Origin of the sequence: Acinetobacter calcoaceticus, assembly GCF_051947995.1 — a bacterium.
Lineage (GTDB): Bacteria > Pseudomonadota > Gammaproteobacteria > Pseudomonadales > Moraxellaceae > Acinetobacter.
This window is the reverse complement of the sequence record NZ_JBLVVH010000014.1, coordinates 1-17720: the sequence shown is the minus strand read 5'-3', so window position 1 is coordinate 17720 and position 17720 is coordinate 1. Positions and strand designations below refer to the sequence as shown.

Genomic DNA, 17720 nt, shown 5'->3' with positions numbered 1-17720 from the left:
AATTGCACAAATATGCTACTCAGCTGCAGCAACATCAGGCACAATTATTCTTTTTATCCCTTAAAAGCTAAGGAGATTTTAATGACTGCGCAATCTGTCATTCTTCCATTACCGTCCGATCATGCCCGCTTTATTGTGTTACGTTTAAAAGATTTAACCATTGCCGAATTAAAACAACAGATTGAAGCACTGCTTTCCACTCGTGACCGTTTAATCACACAACACCCGAATGACCAGATCAAAACAGCCATTGCATTCGGCCCAGAACTTTGGGCACAACTCTACTCACAAACACCTGCAGGTTTTAAGCAACTGGACCCTCAAAGTGGCGCATTTAATATGCCTGTGGTGCCCGCTGATGTCTTTATCCATATTGCCAGTGCCCGTGCAGATATCTGCTTTGCCATGAGCCAAGCCTTCTTTACGGGTATTCAGGATAAAGTTGAGGTACTGGATGAGCGTGCCTGCTTCCGTTTCTTCGACGGTCGCGACATGACGGGGTTTATTGATGGAACAGAGAATCCACAATTCCCTGATGATCGTGCTGAGGCAGCCTTACTTCCTGAAGAAGCGGGTGCTTTTGCAGATGGCAGTTTTATCTTTGCCCAGCGTTATACCCATGACCTCGTCAAATGGCGCCAGCTCAAAGTCGATGCACAGGAACATGTGTTTGGTCGTACCAAACTGGAATCGATTGAACTCGATGATGACATCAAACCGGAAAATTCACACGTCGCACGCACCGTAGTGGAAGATGATGAAGGCGAAGAAATGGAAATCTTGCGCCATAGCCTGCCTTATGGCGATGGCAAGGGCGAACAGGGACTTTTCTTTGTGGCGTATACCAATAATTTAAGCATTATTAATGAAATGCTGAAACGCATGTTTGGAACAGCTGGAGATGGCATCCATGACCGTTTGTTGCATTTTACCACTGCAGTCGACGGTGCTTATTATTTTGCGCCAAGTGATGAATTGCTGGAACAGGTTTTAGCAGATTAAAAAATCAAAGATGCTATGTTATTCAATAGCATAGCATCTCGCCACCAACAACCCTAACAAGAACTGACAAAAGATTTAGCGGAATATGTGAATTCCAGCCAAATCCCTCTCCCCCTAAGCCAATAAAGTTTGCTATATTGTTCGTTTTTCCGCGACATTTATTTTCGGTAACTATGAATACGGCAATACAAGCAGCTCTTGATCATGCGGTACAAACCCTGCAACAGCAAGGTGTACTCCCTTCAGATTGGACCAACACGAGCCATTTAACCCGTACCAAAGACCGAAGTCACGGAGACTTTGCCTCAAATATTGCCATGATTGGTTCTAAAGCCGCAGGCATGAAACCACGTGATCTTGCTGAAAAAATTCTGGCAGCACTTCCAGAAGTGGCTGACATTACCAAAGCAGAAATTGCAGGTCCTGGTTTTATCAACTTCTTTTTAAATGCAGACCAGCGCTATGCGGTGCTCGACCAGATTCAGGCACAAAAAGATGCTTATGGTCGCAGCCAAGCCAATGCAGCTAAAAAAATTCAGGTCGAATTTGTGTCGGCAAATCCGACCTCAAGCCTGCATGTTGGTCATGGCCGTGGTGCAGCATATGGCATGACCGTTGCCAACTTATTAGAAGCAACGGGTGCACAAGTTGATCGCGAATACTATGTCAACGATGCTGGCCGTCAGATGGATATCTTGGCGACTTCAACTTATTTACGTTATTTAGAACTGACTGGGCAAACACTGGTTTTCCCGAAGAATGCGTATCAAGGTGACTACATTAAAGAAATCGCACAGGAAATTATTGATAAAGATGGCAATGCACATGTTCGTGCCGTTGCCGACATCTATAAAGATGTACCAGAAGATGTGCAATATGCTGAAGCGCTTGATGCTGAAGGCAATAAAGTTGTGCTTTCAGGCGATAAAGAAAAGCATATTGATGGTTTGATTGCGAACTCGCAACAACATTTGGGTGCAGCTTATCGCGTGTTCCATCAGGCAGCTTTACATGCCATTCTGGATGATATTAAAGATGACCTTGCTGACTTTGGTGTAACCTTCGACAAATGGTTCAGCGAAGATTCATTGACCGACAAGATTGATGAAGCACTTGAAACACTGGATCAACGTGGCTACCTCTACGAAAAAGACGGTAACATCTGGTTTAAATCAACCGAATTCGGTGATGAAAAAGACCGTGTGGTCAAACGTCGTAATGGTCAAACCACGTACTTCGCCTCTGACATCGCTTATCACCTGAATAAATTACAACGTGGCTATACCGACCTGATTGATATCTGGGGTTCTGACCATCACGGTTACATCTCACGTGTCAAAGCGGCCATTGATGCCATGGGTTATGACTCGAAGAAACTCACTGTACTTTTAGTTCAGTTCGTCAGCTTATGGCGTGGTGGCGAGATGGTGCAAATGTCATCTCGTTCAGGTCAGTTCGTGACTTTACGTGACTTGCGTAAGGAAGTGGGTAACGATGCTGCGCGTTTCTATTATGTGATGCGTAAATCTGAACAGCACATCGACTTTGACCTTGATCTTGCTGTTTCACAAAGTAAAGACAATGCAGTGTATTACATCCAGTATGCGCATGCACGTATTTGCCGTATGTTAGAAAAAGCGGCGACGACTGGTCTTAATTTTGACCTCAGCGCAGCACGCGAACATGCCAACCGTTTAGAGCTGGATGCTGAAACCGAGATCTTGTCTAAACTTGCTGCTTATCCTGATATTCTGGTGCGTGCAGCCAATGCTTATGAACCGCATCAGATTGGTAACTACCTCAAAGAGTTAGCTGCCCTGTTCCACGCTTGGTACAACGAACATAAAGTATTGGGCGATGATGTGGCACTGACACAAGCGCGTTTATTGCTTTCAATCAACGTACAGCAAGTGTTGCACAATGGCTTAGAATTGCTCGGTGTATCCGCGCCTGAGACGATGTAAATAGCAAAGCAACGCTTTGCACATCGTCGCAAGACCGAAGGCTATGCCCGAGGCAAACGGTAATCAGCAAAGCCAAGCTTAAAGGCATGTAAACTTAAGCCATCGTTGTTAAACAATATGGTAAACAAAGCATTATTTTTAAACATAATGCTTTGTTTTTAAGTAAACTCAAGTTACACATAAATCAATAGGATCAAGAGGAATTTCCGGTGTTTGGAAAAACGCAACGTGGTGTATCTGAACGACCAAACAAGCCCAAAAAACCACTCATTCCGAAGTGGTTAGGAATGCTTGTCGCTATTCTTGCGATCCTCTGTGCAGCTGTCATGCTGATGCTTTGGCAGCCTTGGCAACCTGTCCCGACCAAAAATCAGGTCACTTCCGAGCATTATCAGGAAGAAAACACCAATAAAGACTACCGTTTCTATGATTTACTGCCTCAGCAGCAAGTCACACCGATTCCAGATCAAGCAGTGCCAGAAACCAAGCAACAAGGGAATGTGGTGATTATTGAATCACCAAAACCTGAAGCCCCTGCAGCAGAAGATCCAGCGGGTCTCACCCCAAGTGAGCCTGTTGCACCGGCACACGCCACTTATATTTTACAAGTTCGCAGCTATCCTGATCCGGATAGTGCCGATGCACGTCGTGCAGAAATCATCTTGAATGGTTTGTCTGCGGATGTGGTGAAAAGCGTTGAAAATGGTCAGACTTGGTACCGTGTTTTCTCTGGCCCTTATGACAGTCAAGAGTCGGCGCTTGCTGCTCAACAAACCTTACAACATAGTGGCATTGATTCAATCGTGATCAAACGCTAAAAGATAGGTCATAAAAAAGGGAGCTCTGAAAGCTCCCTTTTTTATTGTGCCGTTATGCACATTGAGAATGTAGCGTGCCTTGTTCGGCACGTTGAAAAGCCGGGCGTTGCTGTACACGTTGAACAAAAGCCTGAATGTGTGGATACTTCCCGTGTAAGCGGTTCTGAATCGCAATCAGTGGAAATGCCATTTGAATATCCGCGAAAGAAAAATCTCCCGCAAAATAATCATGTTCTGATAAATATTGCTCAAGATACAGAATATGCTCTTTCACCCGTGGACGGACAAAACTGGCTTTTACCCCGCCAGTAATTTTCTCAGCAATCGGACGAATCACCCAAGGCACATGTTTACTGACACTATTCATCACCAAGGTCATCACCAGCAAGGGCATTAAAGAGCCTTCGGCATAGTGCATCCAGTAGGCGTACTGTCGTTGTTGCTTGGCAGATTGTGGCTTGAATTGCTGTTGTGAATCATATTGTTGTTGCAAATAATCCAAAATCACAGCGGACTCAACAATCACCTCGTCATCATCTACCAGAATCGGGGCTTTACCCAAAGGATGAATATTCTTGAGACTCTCGGGGGCCGCATAACTTGGCAACCTTTGATAATACTCAACCTGGTAATCCATCCCAAGTTCTTCTAATGCCCACAGGATACGAAACGAACGTGAGCATTGTAGATAATGTAAGGTAATCATTTTTGTGCCTGCTTTTTTTGCTGTGCAATTGCGATTTTAGTTCCCTCTCACAATTGCACTTAGAATTATGTTTTGCCCAAGCACAATAGCACTTTAGTCTTAAAGAATCATGGTATGAATGTCTAAACTACGTAACAAAGTTTTAGTCACGGGTGTCTTACTACAGACATTGAGAAGTTTTTCGTGCAACTCTGCTGCAACAGCTTGCTGAAACACAACTCGGCGTTCAATACGCTCCTCTTGTTCGCGATTGGTATGAAAATCCACCTCAACCGTAAATTCACCCAAATCGATCTGCTTATGCTGCGCATACATCCGCAAGGTGATCATGGTACATGAGGCCAGACTGGCCGTCAGGAAATCATAAGGCGCCGGGCCTGTATTATGCCCACCAAACTGTTCTGGCTTATCGGTGAGAAACTGATGAGTGCCGCTACTCACCTCACCTTTCCAGGGTTCAGCCAAGGTCCGTACTTTACTGCTCGCAATGATGCTCATTTGGAAGCCCTCATCTGATCTGGTAATACCGGCGCTTCTAAACGCTTGCCTTGATAATCAGGAATTTCACCGAAACGCGCATCATGATTGATCCAGTCTTCGCGTGCCTGCTGCAAGTCTTGCATGGTCCGTCCGACAAAATTCCACCACAGCAGGATTGGTGACTCGAACGGTTCACCACCAATTAACAGCAAACGATGGCCTTGGGTTAACTCGACCTCAATTTCGGTCAATCCAGTGTCCAGCACCACCATGTTATCGGCGGTAAGTTCATGCCCATTTACACGCGCTGTGCCTTCTAAAGCCATAAAGGCATATTCAAATTTTGGATTAAGTGGAATACGAGTTTTGGTATCGGCTTGTGCAGTTAAATCAACGCCGACCAAAGGGGTATGCACCTGCACAGGTGAGGTGGTATCCAGAAAGTCACCGACCAGCACGGTAAACTCAACCTGATCCTGGCTGACCACTGGCAATTCAGGGTAATGCTCAAACTTAGGATCCATATTGAGCTTATCATCAGGTAAGGCAATCCAGAGCTGCGCCGCATGCATTTTGGTTTCACTATCAGGTGCCACTTCAGTATGCGAAATACCGCGACCGGCAGTCATCAGGTTTACCTGTTTAGGACGGATCAACTGTTTTGAACCCAGACTGTCAGTATGCATCATGGTGCCTTCAATCATCCAGGTAAAAGTCTGCAAACCAATATGCGGATGTGGTCCTACATCCAGGCCATCACCTGCTGGAAAACTGACCGGCCCTGCATGATCAAGGAAACACCAGGCACCTACCAAGCGCTTCTGGCGGCTCGGTAAGGCACGTTTAATCACGGTTCCTTTGCCAATTTCCGCCGAGCGAATGGTAAATTCCTGAATAAATTGATTGATATAAGTTTCGCAGTCTTTTGAGTCAGAAATATCGTAGTCATTATTATTGCTCATGATTTTGCTCTCTTTTACCTATGCCATTGCAATGAGTTGTTTTATTCATCTTAACAACACCGATATCATTCAATATAGTCTTTTAGTAATACGCAGAGTGCCATGCATGAGACAATCCTTCCTCACCAACCAAAATTAATGCGGTGGCATTTCCACCATCAGACGGGTTAATCGTCTCACCACGGGCAAGAAAATCAACACCAGAGGAAAGGCAATTAGCCATGAAATCATCCAGGCGCCCAACCATTGATTCAGTAATGCCGTGGAAAAACCAAGTTGCATCGATAGATTGACACCAGATAAGGTTCCGCTCATCAGACCAGACAACAGTAGCGGTATCATCCATGCGGCATTTTTAGCAGGTAATTTTCGGATCATTGTTTTAGACGATTTCAATGGATAAAGCTCAATTTAAGGTTGGAGATATTCATGCTGAATTTTTGACTTGCTGCTTTAGATGCTTCATAAACTGACCAAACTGTGGCCAGAATGCTTCAAACAAAGGATGATCCCGATGCTCCAGCATGACTTCACTGAACAGTTTCAAACCCACTGCAAATGACTTGGTGGTTTGCTCATCAAAAAACTCGCCTTTCTTCAAACGCTCAACAATCTCAAAGATGTCATCATGATTGCCTGTATAGAATTCCAGACGTTCGGTATAGGTCGACGCCTGCCCTTTGTTATCTTTTAAGTGCTGGACAGTCACATGATATTGGTGTTGTTTCATCACTATGCTCCAGAATGCTTAAGCACTCTCTTTAATTTCGACCTGCATCAGGTCAACTTGATATTGTTTAAATACCACTTTTAATGAACGCAGCAATTGCGCCTGTTTAATTTTATGTTGTAGCGCCAATATATCAGGCTCCCGATCTACAACCGGCCAATGGCAATTGCAGCCTGATCAATCTGTTCTGCAATTTGATGAATTTGCTCAGTTTTTAAACCCGCCACATTTAGCTTTAAGCGTAATGCCGTTTTAAGGTTTTCCATGGCACGATGGATATCAATCAGTTGGTCATTATTGTGAATTTCACGTCTCAGGCGTAATTTTTCCAGTAACGCCAGCAACATATCCTGCTGTTCTTTTAAATAAGTTTCACCATATTGAGTGACTTGATATTGCTTACGTTCAGCATCAAGCAATGTGATGCAATTCATCTCTTCCAGTGCAGTCAAGGTTGGATAAATCGTACCTGCACTGGGTGAGTAGCCATCGCCGACCAAATCACTAATTTCTTTAATAATTTCATAGCCATGCTTTGGGCTTTGCTGAATGAGATGCAGTACCAGCAGTTTCATGCGGCCTGATTCAAAAAGGCGTCCTCGGCGGCCTGAACGATGCTGCTCTGCATGCTGAAGATCACCTTGGCTGTCGTGATGAGCTGATGCCTGTTTCATCTTTATTGTTCTCGGATTGCTTAATTTATTCATACTAAGATATATCTTAATATATCTTATAGCAAGTTAAGATATATCTTTAATTTTTAAAATTTTGATATCTAATAAATTATTTTTTATAAAAAAATTTTAAAGTTGAGTTTTTTAGCTTTTAGGTTGAATAGAACGATTTGAACTATTTTGATCATTGTTGTAAAAATAATTAAATGTATGGAGTAAAAATGATATGAATATTGCACCTTTCCCATTTCAAATAACCGATTGGGCTCAAATAGAAAAAACAGAGCATTATGGTGAAATAGGAATAGCATATTGGAGAACACAATATTTTGGTGAAGAGGGCAATAAAATTAGAGTAAGACTCGTTGAGTATTCTGCTAATTATTTAGCTGATCACTGGTGTGAAAAAGGTCATATCTTATTCTGTTTAGAAGGCGAGTTAGAAAGCAGATTAAAAGATGGAAGGAAATTTATTTTAACCGCAGGCATGAGTTACCAAGTGGGCGATCATTCAGAACCTCATCAGTCTTTTACTTCAAAAGGAGCTAAATTGTTAATCGTTGATTAATCATCAAGCTTCTGCTTCAGCAAGTTGGATATGTCTTAAATTATATAAAATGAGAAATGGATTATTTTAAAATAGGATAATCCTCCCTAAATAAGCGAAGTAAAAATTAAAGAATACGCAGCCATCAAAAGTGCTCTTATTTATCATCGCTTTCTAAAGGATTTCTGCTTTTTTATTATAGAATAAATTCATATTTTTTTAATCACGTTTAATAATGTAGGTCAAAAATGAAGTCAAATGTAAAAACTATATTCTATTTTTTTAGTCTTATAAGTAGCTTAACTCTAAATCCCTACCACCTCGCATATGCTGAAATAGAAATAGAAGAGCAAAATAATATTTATATCGATGCCTCTATAGATGATAGCGATAACTCTATATATTCTGAAAACTGGTCAGACCAGAAAAAAATTCGAGATAAAAATTACGATCCATTTAAAGATTCATCTCAGTTCTATTTACTTAACCCACGCTATTTTGTCATTAACGGCAAAACTGCCGTATTTTATTACCCACTAAGTGAAACTCAAAATCCAGCGCTCCTTTATACAAGCATTGATGACAAAACTAATTTCATACTCGCTCAATCTTATGGCTCAGTTCAGCAATCACTAACCCTTAAAAAACAATTACCAAATCAATTTAAAGATCACCAATTATTTGCCATACAGGAACAAGGTAAAAATTTACTCCTCATTTTCCGTAGTCGTTATATTCTCACACCTACTGAAAAACAACACAACGCTCAAATTCATCAAATGTTTGCAGATAATTTATACCGTTCAAGCTATGAATTGATTGAGGTTACACCAGAAGCCAAACTATTACATCGCGCTCAATTTATTGCTCCCAACCCAGAAAATGGTATGGGTTTTGGTCCAAAATTTAACGATAAAATAAGTGACTACGAAGCCAACATTATTCAATATCAAACTAAAACACCAGGTGACTATCAAACAGTTAAACCTTTTGATATTGAGCATATTTATGATTATCAAAATGGTCAACTTAGAAAAAATACTCACAAACATTATCTTTCAATCAGCGAACGTCGAGCGCTTAAGGAGAATGTTGAAAGTATCAATGCAGAATTATTAGAAGATCAATATCGAGAATCTCAAAAAGAGCAAAAACCCCAGCCAAGCTCTTGTTTAAGTGACTTTTGGGTATTTCACGATAAAGCTGCACCTAAAGGCGTAAATTGGGGCAATCCTTGGTTACAGCAACAAACCAAGCTCTATCAAACTTTTATTCAAGAATATGAATCTGGGAAGCATTATAGCTGGAGTAATTTTAGGAAACGTTATTGTGAATTAAACTAGGCACCGAGGTTATAACAACACAAAGTGAAAAGATTCTTATATTTGTAGAATACACATTTTGAGATTTAAAAAAGCCGACTTTTCCAAGTCGGCTTTTTTGATCTATTTAGAGATTTTTCAAATACTAACATCAGATTGCTTGTATTTTGAAAAACCTCTACCACAGGCATCTTGCAGTCATTTTAAAGTTTCACTTTAAAACTCGTTCATGATGTAAAAATGGCAAGCAACATTACTGCCTGAAGCTCATTGCTGCCGCGAGCATAGCTCTTGGCGTAAAACTGGCATGAAGCGCTGCTTCATGAAATCCCAGTTTTACTCCCACTCAATCGTAGCGGGTGGTTTAGATGACACGTCATATACAACACGTGAAACATCTTTAATTTCGTTCATGATACGGGTTGAGATTTTATCAACCAGTTCATATGGCAAGTGCGCAAAACGGGCTGTCATAAAGTCAACCGTTTCAACCGCACGAAGTGCAATCACCCATGCATAACGGCGACCATCACCGACCACACCGACTGATTTCACCGGTTGGAAGACTGCAAATGCTTGAGCAGTTTTGTCGTACCAGCCGCTGTCACGAAGCTCTTGCATAAAGATGTCATCTGCAAGACGAAGAATATCAGCATATTCTTTCTTCACTTCACCCAAAATACGCACGCCCAAACCTGGACCCGGGAATGGATGACGGTAAATCATGCTATGCGGTAAACCAAGCGTGGTACCTAATTTACGGACTTCATCTTTGAACAGGTCACGTAAAGGCTCAACCAGATCAAAAGCTAGATCTTCTGGTAAACCACCCACGTTGTGGTGTGATTTGATCACGTGTGCCTTACCTTGCTTGCTTGCAGCAGATTCGATCACGTCTGGGTAAATCGTACCTTGCGCCAGGAATTTCACGCCATCCAGTTTACGCGCTTCTTCAGCAAAGACTTCGATAAATTCACGACCAATGATTTTACGTTTTTTCTCAGGATCAACTTCACCTGCCAATGCCGACAAGAACCGTTGTTCAGCCTGTGCACGGATTACACGGATGCCCATGTTGTCTGCAAACATCTGCATCACTTGATCACCTTCGTTTAAACGAAGTAAACCATTGTCTACAAATACGCAAGTTAACTGGTCGCCAATGGCTTTATGCAATAGCGCAGCTACCACTGATGAATCTACACCACCAGATAAACCTAACAGAACTTTTTCATCACCGATTTGTTCACGTAACTGTTCTACACGTAGATCGATAATGTGCTCAGGAGTCCACAGACCGCGGCAACCACAAATCTGATGAACAAAGTTAGACAGTAATTCAGCACCTTTGGCGGTGTGAGTCACTTCTGGGTGGAACTGAACGCCATAGAAACGACGTGCTTCATCACTTACTGCAGCAAATGGACAGCTTGGCGTGCTTGCAGTCACCTGGAAGCCTTCCGGAATCGCACTGACTTTATCGCCATGACTCATCCAGACATGGAGCTGGTTTTCGCGATCTTGCAAGTTACCGATCAATTTATCACGGACCAGAATATCAACTTCCGCATAACCAAACTCATGTACTGTGCCCGGCTCTACCTTACCGCCAAGTTGCTCAGACATGGTTTGTAAACCATAGCAAATACCCAATACCGGTACGCCTAATTCAAATACCACTTGCGGTGCGCGTGGGCTTCCCTCTTCATGTACGCTCTCAGGGCCACCTGATAAAATAATCCCGTTCGGATTAAACGCACGAATGTCTTCTTCAGACATATCGAATGCATACATTTCAGAATAGACACCCGCTTCACGTACACGACGTGCAATGAGCTGGCTATATTGAGAGCCGAAATCCAGAATAAGGATACGATCTTCAGTAATTTGAGTATTGGTCGTCATGGTTCATCTTAAAGGCAAATGAATTAAGCGCCACATTCTAACATTTTTCACGCTTTGACGCACCGCAATTCATCATCTATCTTGTTTTTTAATTGGACCTGAAAATCGGCACTGAAATTTAAAGTAAAATTCCATAAATACCTCCGGAATAAGGAGAGTTAAATCAACAATTCTTGCCTATTCTGCTCAACACAAAACAAAAATTGGTGCTAAGATGATGACTCGAAATAGGGATTACCACGGACAGGTATTCAATCGACAGCAGCATTGCCTTTTTATGCGATTGTGATGTCCTGAATGAAAGGAAAAATAAAAAGGTAATTAAGCATCACAAGGTCTTGGTAAACCACCAAGGTCCTAAAACATTTTACTATCATCTAGCGCTTGCCCGACTACGAGCAACAATTAGGACTTGAAGGACCAATAAAATAATGTTTCAAGAAATGATTGCGGATTTTCACCAAAATTTCTGGCTATATATTTCCATTCCCTTTATCAGCGGCTTTATTGGTTATGTGACCAAAGTCATTGCCATTCAAATGATGTTTTCTCCCCTCGAATTTAAAGGGTTAAGATTATTTGGACTTCCACTCGGATGGCAAGGGATCGTGCCGCGCAAAGCTGAGAAAATGGCAACTACAGCCGTTGAGCTGATGACCTCCAAACTCATCAAACCTGAAGAAATCTTTGCCAGACTCGACCCCAAGCGTATTGCCCAGGAAATCGAAAAGCCGTTAATGGCGGCTGCCGAAGATATTACCCGAGAAGTCGCGCAGCAATATCAGCCGGGTTTATGGGAAGGCATGCCGGAGTTTGCCCGTCAGCGACTGATCAAGCGGGTTCAGGCCAAAGCCCCGGAAATTGTTGAACACATCATGAGCGAAGTTCAGAAAGATGTGGCCAAGTATTTCGATATCAAGCATATGGTGGTCAACAACCTGCTCAAAGATAAACGCCTGCTGAATGAAATCTTTAAAAAAGTCGGCAAACAGGAATTCAAGTTCTTTAGTAATGTCGGTTTTGTATTTGGTTTCGCGATTGGAGTGGTGCAGATGCTGTGCTGGATCGTCACGCAAGGTAAATATCCATGGATGTTGCCGATGTTTGGCGGCTTTGTCGGTTTCTTTAGTGACTGGATGGCGCTGCAAATGATGTTCCGCCCCTTATATCCAAAAAAGATTATGGGCTATACCTGGCAAGGTTTATTTATTAAACGTCAGAATGAAGTGGCGGCTGATTATGCAGCCCTGATTTCAAAACAGCTCCTCACCTCACGTAACATGATGGAAGAGCTGTTTTCCGGCACCCATTCAGACAAGGTCATCGAGCTGGTCAGCCGTCAGGTCAAACAGGAAATTGATTTACAGGCCGGTATTGTACGTCCGTTAGTGGTCTACGCCATTGGCGGTGAAAAATATCAAAACCTGAAAGCTGATGTGGCGGAGCGGATTTTAAAACAGCTTCCAGACACCATGCGCTACGTGGAATCTTATGCTGAAGATGCCATGAACGTGCGTAATACTCTGGTTGAGCGCATGCAAAAACTCAGTCCGGAAGAGTTTGAAGGCATGCTGCGTCCGGCCTTTAAAGAAGATGAATGGTCTTTGATTATTGTCGGTGCGGTACTGGGTTTTCTGGTTGGGGAAATGCAGATTCACTTTATGCTTTAAAGTAATGAAAGATAGTAAAAAAGGAAGCTTAGGCTTCCTTTTTTTTAATTAATGGGCAAGTTTTTCAATTTTGACCACTTCAATATCGGTCGGCTTATAACGATGCGTATCGACTTCGCCAACCAAACGGACATGATCACCGACTTTAAGCTGGGCCTGACGCCAGATGTCATCATCGATTTCGACTCCAATAGTCCCGCTCTTGTCTTTAAACTCATAATGATCACCTTTTAATTGTTTGGTGATCTGACCCGTGAGCGTAATGCCGGTTTCATCGGCAAGTTTTGCCACCTGACTGACCGTTACCACATTCTTTGCCGCTTCCTGCACAATCACGTGGTCATCTTTACCTGCCCAGCTCGTGGTTGATAGTCCCGCTAAAATCACAATCCCGCAACTTGCGATGAGTTTTTTCATGTCATCTCCTGTTTTATTCTCAAGACTTATGATCTAAACAGAAATAGAGGTGCATGTCGGCTTAAGTTTGTAATCAAGCGTGAACTTTATGTACGGACAAAATAAAGCCCGCGTCTCAGCGCGGGCTTTAGGATTTTTTGATTATTTTTCGATGAGATGGTCCAGACTGAAACGGCCTGCGCCATACAGCATTAACGCGAAGAAACCACCTGCCATTGCAAAGTTCTTCATAAAGTTAATCGCATCATCTGGTCCACCATGGAAGATGAATGCAGTGAGAATGCTAAAGATACCTAAGCCTAAAGATGCAAAGCGGGTCTGGAAGCCAAATAGTAAGGCCAAGCCACCACCAAACTCAACCAGAATCACTAAGGGTAACAGAGCACCCGGAACGCCCATGGATTCCATATAGCCAGCGGTGCCTGCATAGCCGACAATCTTGCCCCAGCCAGCCACAAGAAAGATATAAGCGAGCAATAAACGTGCTACCAAAATAACACCATTTGCTACGCCAGTTTGCGTTACGATATTTTTTACAACAACATTCGGATTAAACATGGTTGATCCCATACGGTTTGTTTTTTAACATATTAGCAAGTTTATATATCTTCAATTATGCAATAAATACCAAATTAGTTAACATATCGTTCTTTATTTGCAACAATAAAAGCATGATCTCAATGTAATCTTTCCCCTCACCCCCCTGCAAAGTTACCAATTAATTTGCTTTTTATACTGACATTCTATAGAGGCACTGCTAGGATTTAGCTCACATTTACAGTGTTAACATCTTCATGGAACTCATTGATTTTATTCTGCACGTTGACGAACACCTTTTAGAATTTATTACCAATTATGGCGTGTGGATTTATGCCATCCTGTTTTTAATTATCTTTGTTGAAACCGGTCTGGTGGTAATGCCATTTTTACCCGGTGACAGCCTGTTATTTGCAGCAGGGGCTCTCGCCGCTTCAACAGGTGCCATGGACCCATGGGTACTCGGTATTTTATTATTTATTGCTGCCGTACTCGGCGATACCGTAAATTATCATATTGGACGTTATATTGGTCCGCGGGTCTTTGAAACCAATTCACGCTTTATCAATAAACAGCACCTGATCAAAACCCAGCATTTCTTTGCACGCCACGGCGGTAAAACCATTATTTTTGCCCGTTTTGTGCCTTTTGCCCGTACTTTTGCACCTTTTGTTGCCGGTGCAGGCAGCATGAACTATAAGTTCTTCCTGACTTATAACGTGATTGGTGCGTTCTGCTGGATTGCATCGTTTATTACATTGGGTTATTTATTCGGCAACATGCCAATTGTAAAGGATAATTTCACGCACCTAATTTTCGGTATCATTATTATCAGTGTATTACCGGGTGTGATCGGTTTTATTCGTCAGAAACTCAGTAACCGTAAAGGTCAATAATCGATAGCCGCTTTAAAACAGGCGGAAGATCATCTGTAACATACAAATCAGCAATAACACAGCCGATCCTTTATATAAATGATCGGCTTTAATTCCAATCAGACTTCCCGCCATTAATGCACGTCCGAAGATCATCCAAAAAATACTGACCGGTAAAAGAATCAGGCTAAACACGGCAAATACCATGAGCGCATTTTCGATTGAATTCCAGGTTTCACTGGGAAAAATGCCTGCTGCCAACAACACCGTTTTCGGATTTTTTAAGGTCGACATGAACAACTGTCGCTTGCGGATATGCGGATGATGCTGATCATGTTTTTGCAGATGTGAACTTTTCCAGAGATGAAAAGCCATCCAGAGCACATAAAGCAAACTTGCGGTATGTAAAATCGCCCCCAGTGCAGGCCAGATCGGATCAAAAAGATGAATCAACAGTGCCCATAAACTGATGCCGTACATATATCCCAACCATTCGATTGGAATAAATTTGATGGTTTTGGGTACACCTTGTTGGTGGGTTGCACTGGCAAGTAAAGCGTTGGTCGGACCTGGAATCAGTAACACTGCCAACATCGCCAAAACAAAAAACCAACTCTCAATCATACACATACCGAACGACTATACATGGGCGCCACCTTAAACGAATTTAGGGCAAAAATACAAATTTCGGTAATAAAAACAGCAGTAAAAATAGCGGGATTTAGACGAGATAATTTTTTAAAAAATTGATTTTTATGATTATTTTTTGAAACATTTTGCGATAATTTAGTTATTTATCACCATAACGAATTATGGTGATAAACGGGTAGAAATTAAGATTTCGGACGCTGTTTTACGATAATCGGGCAACCTTTAAACTTGGCTGCCTGCACGATCGCATCTTGCTGTCCCAGCACATTGGCGAGTTCGGTATTCTTGGTATTCATCGACTGGCCCATGTTGACAGAAATGGATGGACCGAAGCCCCAACCACCACGTCCCCAGCCACCACCGAGTCCTACCCCCACGCCCATACCGGTACGTTTTGGTGTTTGAACCCCGTTTTCAATATACAGCTGAATACGGTTGTACTCGGCCTGTAATTGCTGACAGTTCAAGCCCTGATATTGCGTCGGTGAAACATAAGCTGGCTTAACCGTTGATGCACAAGCACCCAAAAGCATACTTGCCGCCAGAACAGGCATCCAATATAAACGTTTCATAATGTTCTCTTATTGCTTCGATTCAATCTCATTGAACAGGGTGACATAAGCAAGCGTCAACTTGTGTTCAGATGCCAGATGAACCAATGGTAAATTCTTTTGATGTGATTCTTTCATCAAGATCGATGGCGGCAACATGCTATCCAGCACAGGCAAACCTTCATCTTTGAGTTGTTGAACCACTTCTCGAGGTAACTTTGCCTGAGACTGGAACTGGTTGACCACAATTCCCTCAATCTCAAGGCGATCATTATGATCATCTTGGGTTTCGAGCACATTTTCAATCAAAGTTTGTAACGCACGCTTGGAGAACACATCACAATCGAATGGAATCAGTACGCGATCTGCTGCAATCAACGCAGATAAGGTAAAGAAGTTAAAGGCCGGCGGCGTATCAATAAAGATCCGGTCATAGCGTGCGCTGAGTGACTGAATCGAATCACGCAATTTATAGATTTTATGTTTACTTTCCAGTGCATGCTCTAAGCTCCCCAGACTTGGACTGGCCGGAATGACATCCAGATTCTCGAATGACGAGCGATGTACATAACTGTCCAGCCCCTTGCCACGAGGTGCTTTTAAAATCGAACCAATGGCATTGCCAATCAGGCCCTTTTGCTGTGTCTGGCCCAAAACGTCATCAAAAAAATTTTCAATATTGGGTTCTAATGCGGCTTTGTCCGCAGAATAGGTCGCATCTTCACCTAACAGGTACTGGCTTGAGTTCGCTTGTGGATCAAGATCAATGACCAATGTTCTCAGGCCCTGTTTTGCACTAATTGCGGCCAGATTAACCGTAATACTCGATTTCCCCACACCACCTTTCTGGTTAAACACCACACGCGTTAACATGATTTCCCTCTACCCTGTTTTTTTTTAAACTGCACGCAGTTTAACCTAGTGCAAAAACAATTTCTAAAACAATGTCCAACAATCAGGCAAAAACCGGTTTAATCATCACAAGACCGAGAATCCCGACCATGGCCACCGTGCCAATCAACAACCCTGCACGGCGCTGTTCCAGCAAGATACTGCTGTCTTGCTTATAGGTTTTGATCAATGACGACCACAACACAAAGAACAGGATCACTTTGGCATAGAACCACGGCTGTACATCAAAGTTCTTCATTGCCAGCAAAATTACCCCTGTAACAATAATCAGGGTCAACGATAAATGCTGCAAGCCAACCATCGCTTTACGGGCCTTTAGATTGGGCTGCTGGTCCTGTACACCCACAAATAATGTTGAACCGCGTAATACAAACACAATAAGCAATAAGCTCACGGCAGACATATGCACAATTTTAGTGATGAGATGTAGGTCCATGATAGTCCTTAAGCTTTTGGTGCATGTGCACAGTCAGGACTGGCAGGAGCTTCACCTTGCCATTCATCTGGTACATAAGCATGAATCGCCAAAGCGTGGATACGGCCCGGGCTCATTAATTCAGCAGCAACGGCATAAATCTTTTGATGACGCTGTACCAGACGTAAGCCCTGAAATTCGTCGCTCACCACAATCACCTTAAAATGTGATTCTTTACCTGGGAAATAACCGCCATGCCCTGCAGATTCATTGATCACTTCAAGATGGGTCGGTGCCAGTGTTTGTAAACGTTCAATCAACTGTTGTTCTAAGTTCATTAGTCACGCTGTCCGGTCAGATTGAGATAGCTCATTAGTATACATGACCTCAGTTGAAGCGAAACTTTTATCCTTTTTTTTGCTTTTTCAGCGGTTTTTTGCTGAAAATGCTTTTATTTTATGCAATTAAACAATTTCTTTGCATAAAGTTGTTGACCCTCATTTTGCTTAATGTATTATAGCTGGCACGCGGGAATAGCTCAGTTGGTAGAGCATAACCTTGCCAAGGTTGGGGTCGCGAGTT

At 42.6% G+C, this 17720-nt stretch carries 21 protein-coding genes; 7 read left to right on the top strand and 14 right to left on the bottom strand.

Annotation, left to right across the window (positions count from 1 at the left end; all coding sequences use genetic code 11):
- The first annotated feature begins 81 nt into the window (after window positions 1–81).
- The 3 genes from ACNQO6_RS17405 (at window position 82) to ACNQO6_RS17395 (ending at window position 3784) form a co-directional block, all read left to right on the top strand.
- On the top strand, window positions 82–1002 hold the full coding sequence (locus tag ACNQO6_RS17405) for a Dyp-type peroxidase (RefSeq protein WP_440209785.1): 921 nt from the start codon (window positions 82–84) through the stop codon (window positions 1000–1002).
- A 173-nt stretch (window positions 1003–1175) separates the two neighbouring features.
- Complete coding sequence (gene argS, locus ACNQO6_RS17400; protein ID WP_440209784.1) at window positions 1176–2966, top strand: arginine--tRNA ligase; 1791 nt, start codon at window positions 1176–1178, stop codon at window positions 2964–2966.
- A gap of 209 nt (window positions 2967–3175) precedes the next feature.
- Entirely contained in the window at window positions 3176–3784 is a 609-nt protein-coding gene (locus ACNQO6_RS17395; protein WP_343578404.1) for an SPOR domain-containing protein, read from the top strand.
- A 52-nt stretch (window positions 3785–3836) separates the two neighbouring features.
- Here the strand turns inward: ACNQO6_RS17395 and ACNQO6_RS17390 are convergent, their stop codons facing one another.
- The 6 genes from ACNQO6_RS17390 to ACNQO6_RS17365 form a co-directional block, all read right to left on the bottom strand.
- On the bottom strand, window positions 3837–4490 hold the full coding sequence (locus tag ACNQO6_RS17390) for a glutathione S-transferase (RefSeq protein WP_440209783.1): 654 nt from the start codon (window positions 4488–4490) through the stop codon (window positions 3837–3839).
- A 99-nt stretch (window positions 4491–4589) separates the two neighbouring features.
- On the bottom strand, window positions 4590–4988 hold the full coding sequence (locus ACNQO6_RS17385) for an OsmC family protein (RefSeq protein ID WP_440209782.1): 399 nt from the start codon (window positions 4986–4988) through the stop codon (window positions 4590–4592).
- Window positions 4985–5932 (bottom strand): pirin family protein, encoded by a 948-nt coding sequence (locus ACNQO6_RS17380; protein ID WP_440209781.1) that lies wholly within the window; start codon window positions 5930–5932, stop codon window positions 4985–4987. Before ACNQO6_RS17380 ends, ACNQO6_RS17385 begins: the two co-directional genes overlap by 4 nt.
- Before the next feature lie 135 nt (window positions 5933–6067).
- Window positions 6068–6310 carry a DUF2798 domain-containing protein gene (locus tag ACNQO6_RS17375; RefSeq protein WP_440209780.1) on the bottom strand — a complete coding sequence of 81 codons (243 nt, stop codon included), beginning with the start codon at window positions 6308–6310 and terminating at the stop codon, window positions 6068–6070.
- A 49-nt stretch (window positions 6311–6359) separates the two neighbouring features.
- Window positions 6360–6662, bottom strand: a complete 303-nt coding sequence (locus tag ACNQO6_RS17370; protein ID WP_440209779.1) for a DUF3861 domain-containing protein — start codon at window positions 6660–6662, stop codon at window positions 6360–6362.
- A 146-nt stretch (window positions 6663–6808) separates the two neighbouring features.
- Window positions 6809–7336: a PadR family transcriptional regulator gene (locus tag ACNQO6_RS17365; RefSeq protein ID WP_440209778.1), complete on the bottom strand. Its 528-nt coding sequence runs from the start codon at window positions 7334–7336 to the stop codon at window positions 6809–6811.
- Window positions 7337–7562: 226 nt separating this feature from the next.
- On the opposite strand from ACNQO6_RS17365, the gene ACNQO6_RS17360 reads away from it, so the two are divergent.
- Entirely contained in the window at window positions 7563–7904 is a 342-nt protein-coding gene (locus ACNQO6_RS17360) for a DHCW motif cupin fold protein (RefSeq protein WP_440209777.1), read from the top strand.
- A gap of 227 nt (window positions 7905–8131) precedes the next feature.
- Window positions 8132–9226: a hypothetical protein gene (locus tag ACNQO6_RS17355; protein WP_440209776.1), complete on the top strand. Its 1095-nt coding sequence runs from the start codon at window positions 8132–8134 to the stop codon at window positions 9224–9226.
- Between the two features lie 315 nt (window positions 9227–9541).
- Here ACNQO6_RS17355 and guaA read toward each other — a convergent pair whose 3' ends face one another.
- Window positions 9542–11110 carry a glutamine-hydrolyzing GMP synthase gene (guaA, locus tag ACNQO6_RS17350; RefSeq protein ID WP_005228357.1) on the bottom strand — a complete coding sequence of 523 codons (1569 nt, stop codon included), beginning with the start codon at window positions 11108–11110 and terminating at the stop codon, window positions 9542–9544.
- Window positions 11111–11553: 443 nt separating this feature from the next.
- On the opposite strand from guaA, the gene ACNQO6_RS17345 reads away from it, so the two are divergent.
- Window positions 11554–12780: a DUF445 family protein gene (locus tag ACNQO6_RS17345; protein ID WP_171062171.1), complete on the top strand. Its 1227-nt coding sequence runs from the start codon at window positions 11554–11556 to the stop codon at window positions 12778–12780.
- A 48-nt stretch (window positions 12781–12828) separates the two neighbouring features.
- On the opposite strand, the gene ACNQO6_RS17340 is transcribed toward ACNQO6_RS17345, so the two are convergent.
- Window positions 12829–13197 carry a NirD/YgiW/YdeI family stress tolerance protein gene (locus ACNQO6_RS17340; RefSeq protein ID WP_440209775.1) on the bottom strand — a complete coding sequence of 123 codons (369 nt, stop codon included), beginning with the start codon at window positions 13195–13197 and terminating at the stop codon, window positions 12829–12831.
- A gap of 141 nt (window positions 13198–13338) precedes the next feature.
- On the bottom strand, window positions 13339–13755 hold the full coding sequence (locus ACNQO6_RS17335) for a DoxX family protein (RefSeq protein ID WP_005228355.1): 417 nt from the start codon (window positions 13753–13755) through the stop codon (window positions 13339–13341).
- Window positions 13756–13991: 236 nt separating this feature from the next.
- Between ACNQO6_RS17335 and ACNQO6_RS17330 the strand changes: the two genes are divergently transcribed.
- Window positions 13992–14630, top strand: coding sequence for a DedA family protein (locus tag ACNQO6_RS17330; protein ID WP_005228354.1), 639 nt, complete (start codon window positions 13992–13994; stop codon window positions 14628–14630).
- A 12-nt stretch (window positions 14631–14642) separates the two neighbouring features.
- Here ACNQO6_RS17330 and ACNQO6_RS17325 read toward each other — a convergent pair whose 3' ends face one another.
- From ACNQO6_RS17325 to ACNQO6_RS17305, 5 genes are all read right to left on the bottom strand, one after another.
- Window positions 14643–15233: a LysE family translocator gene (locus ACNQO6_RS17325; RefSeq protein WP_440209774.1), complete on the bottom strand. Its 591-nt coding sequence runs from the start codon at window positions 15231–15233 to the stop codon at window positions 14643–14645.
- Between the two features lie 209 nt (window positions 15234–15442).
- Entirely contained in the window at window positions 15443–15832 is a 390-nt protein-coding gene (locus ACNQO6_RS17320) for a hypothetical protein (RefSeq protein ID WP_005228352.1), read from the bottom strand.
- A gap of 9 nt (window positions 15833–15841) precedes the next feature.
- On the bottom strand, window positions 15842–16684 hold the full coding sequence (locus tag ACNQO6_RS17315) for a ParA family protein (protein ID WP_032876321.1): 843 nt from the start codon (window positions 16682–16684) through the stop codon (window positions 15842–15844).
- 82 nt (window positions 16685–16766) lie between these two features.
- Complete coding sequence (locus ACNQO6_RS17310; RefSeq protein ID WP_343578421.1) at window positions 16767–17159, bottom strand: SirB2 family protein; 393 nt, start codon at window positions 17157–17159, stop codon at window positions 16767–16769.
- A gap of 8 nt (window positions 17160–17167) precedes the next feature.
- Entirely contained in the window at window positions 17168–17476 is a 309-nt protein-coding gene (locus ACNQO6_RS17305; RefSeq protein ID WP_343578422.1) for a BolA family protein, read from the bottom strand.
- Window positions 17477–17720 lie beyond the last annotated feature (244 nt).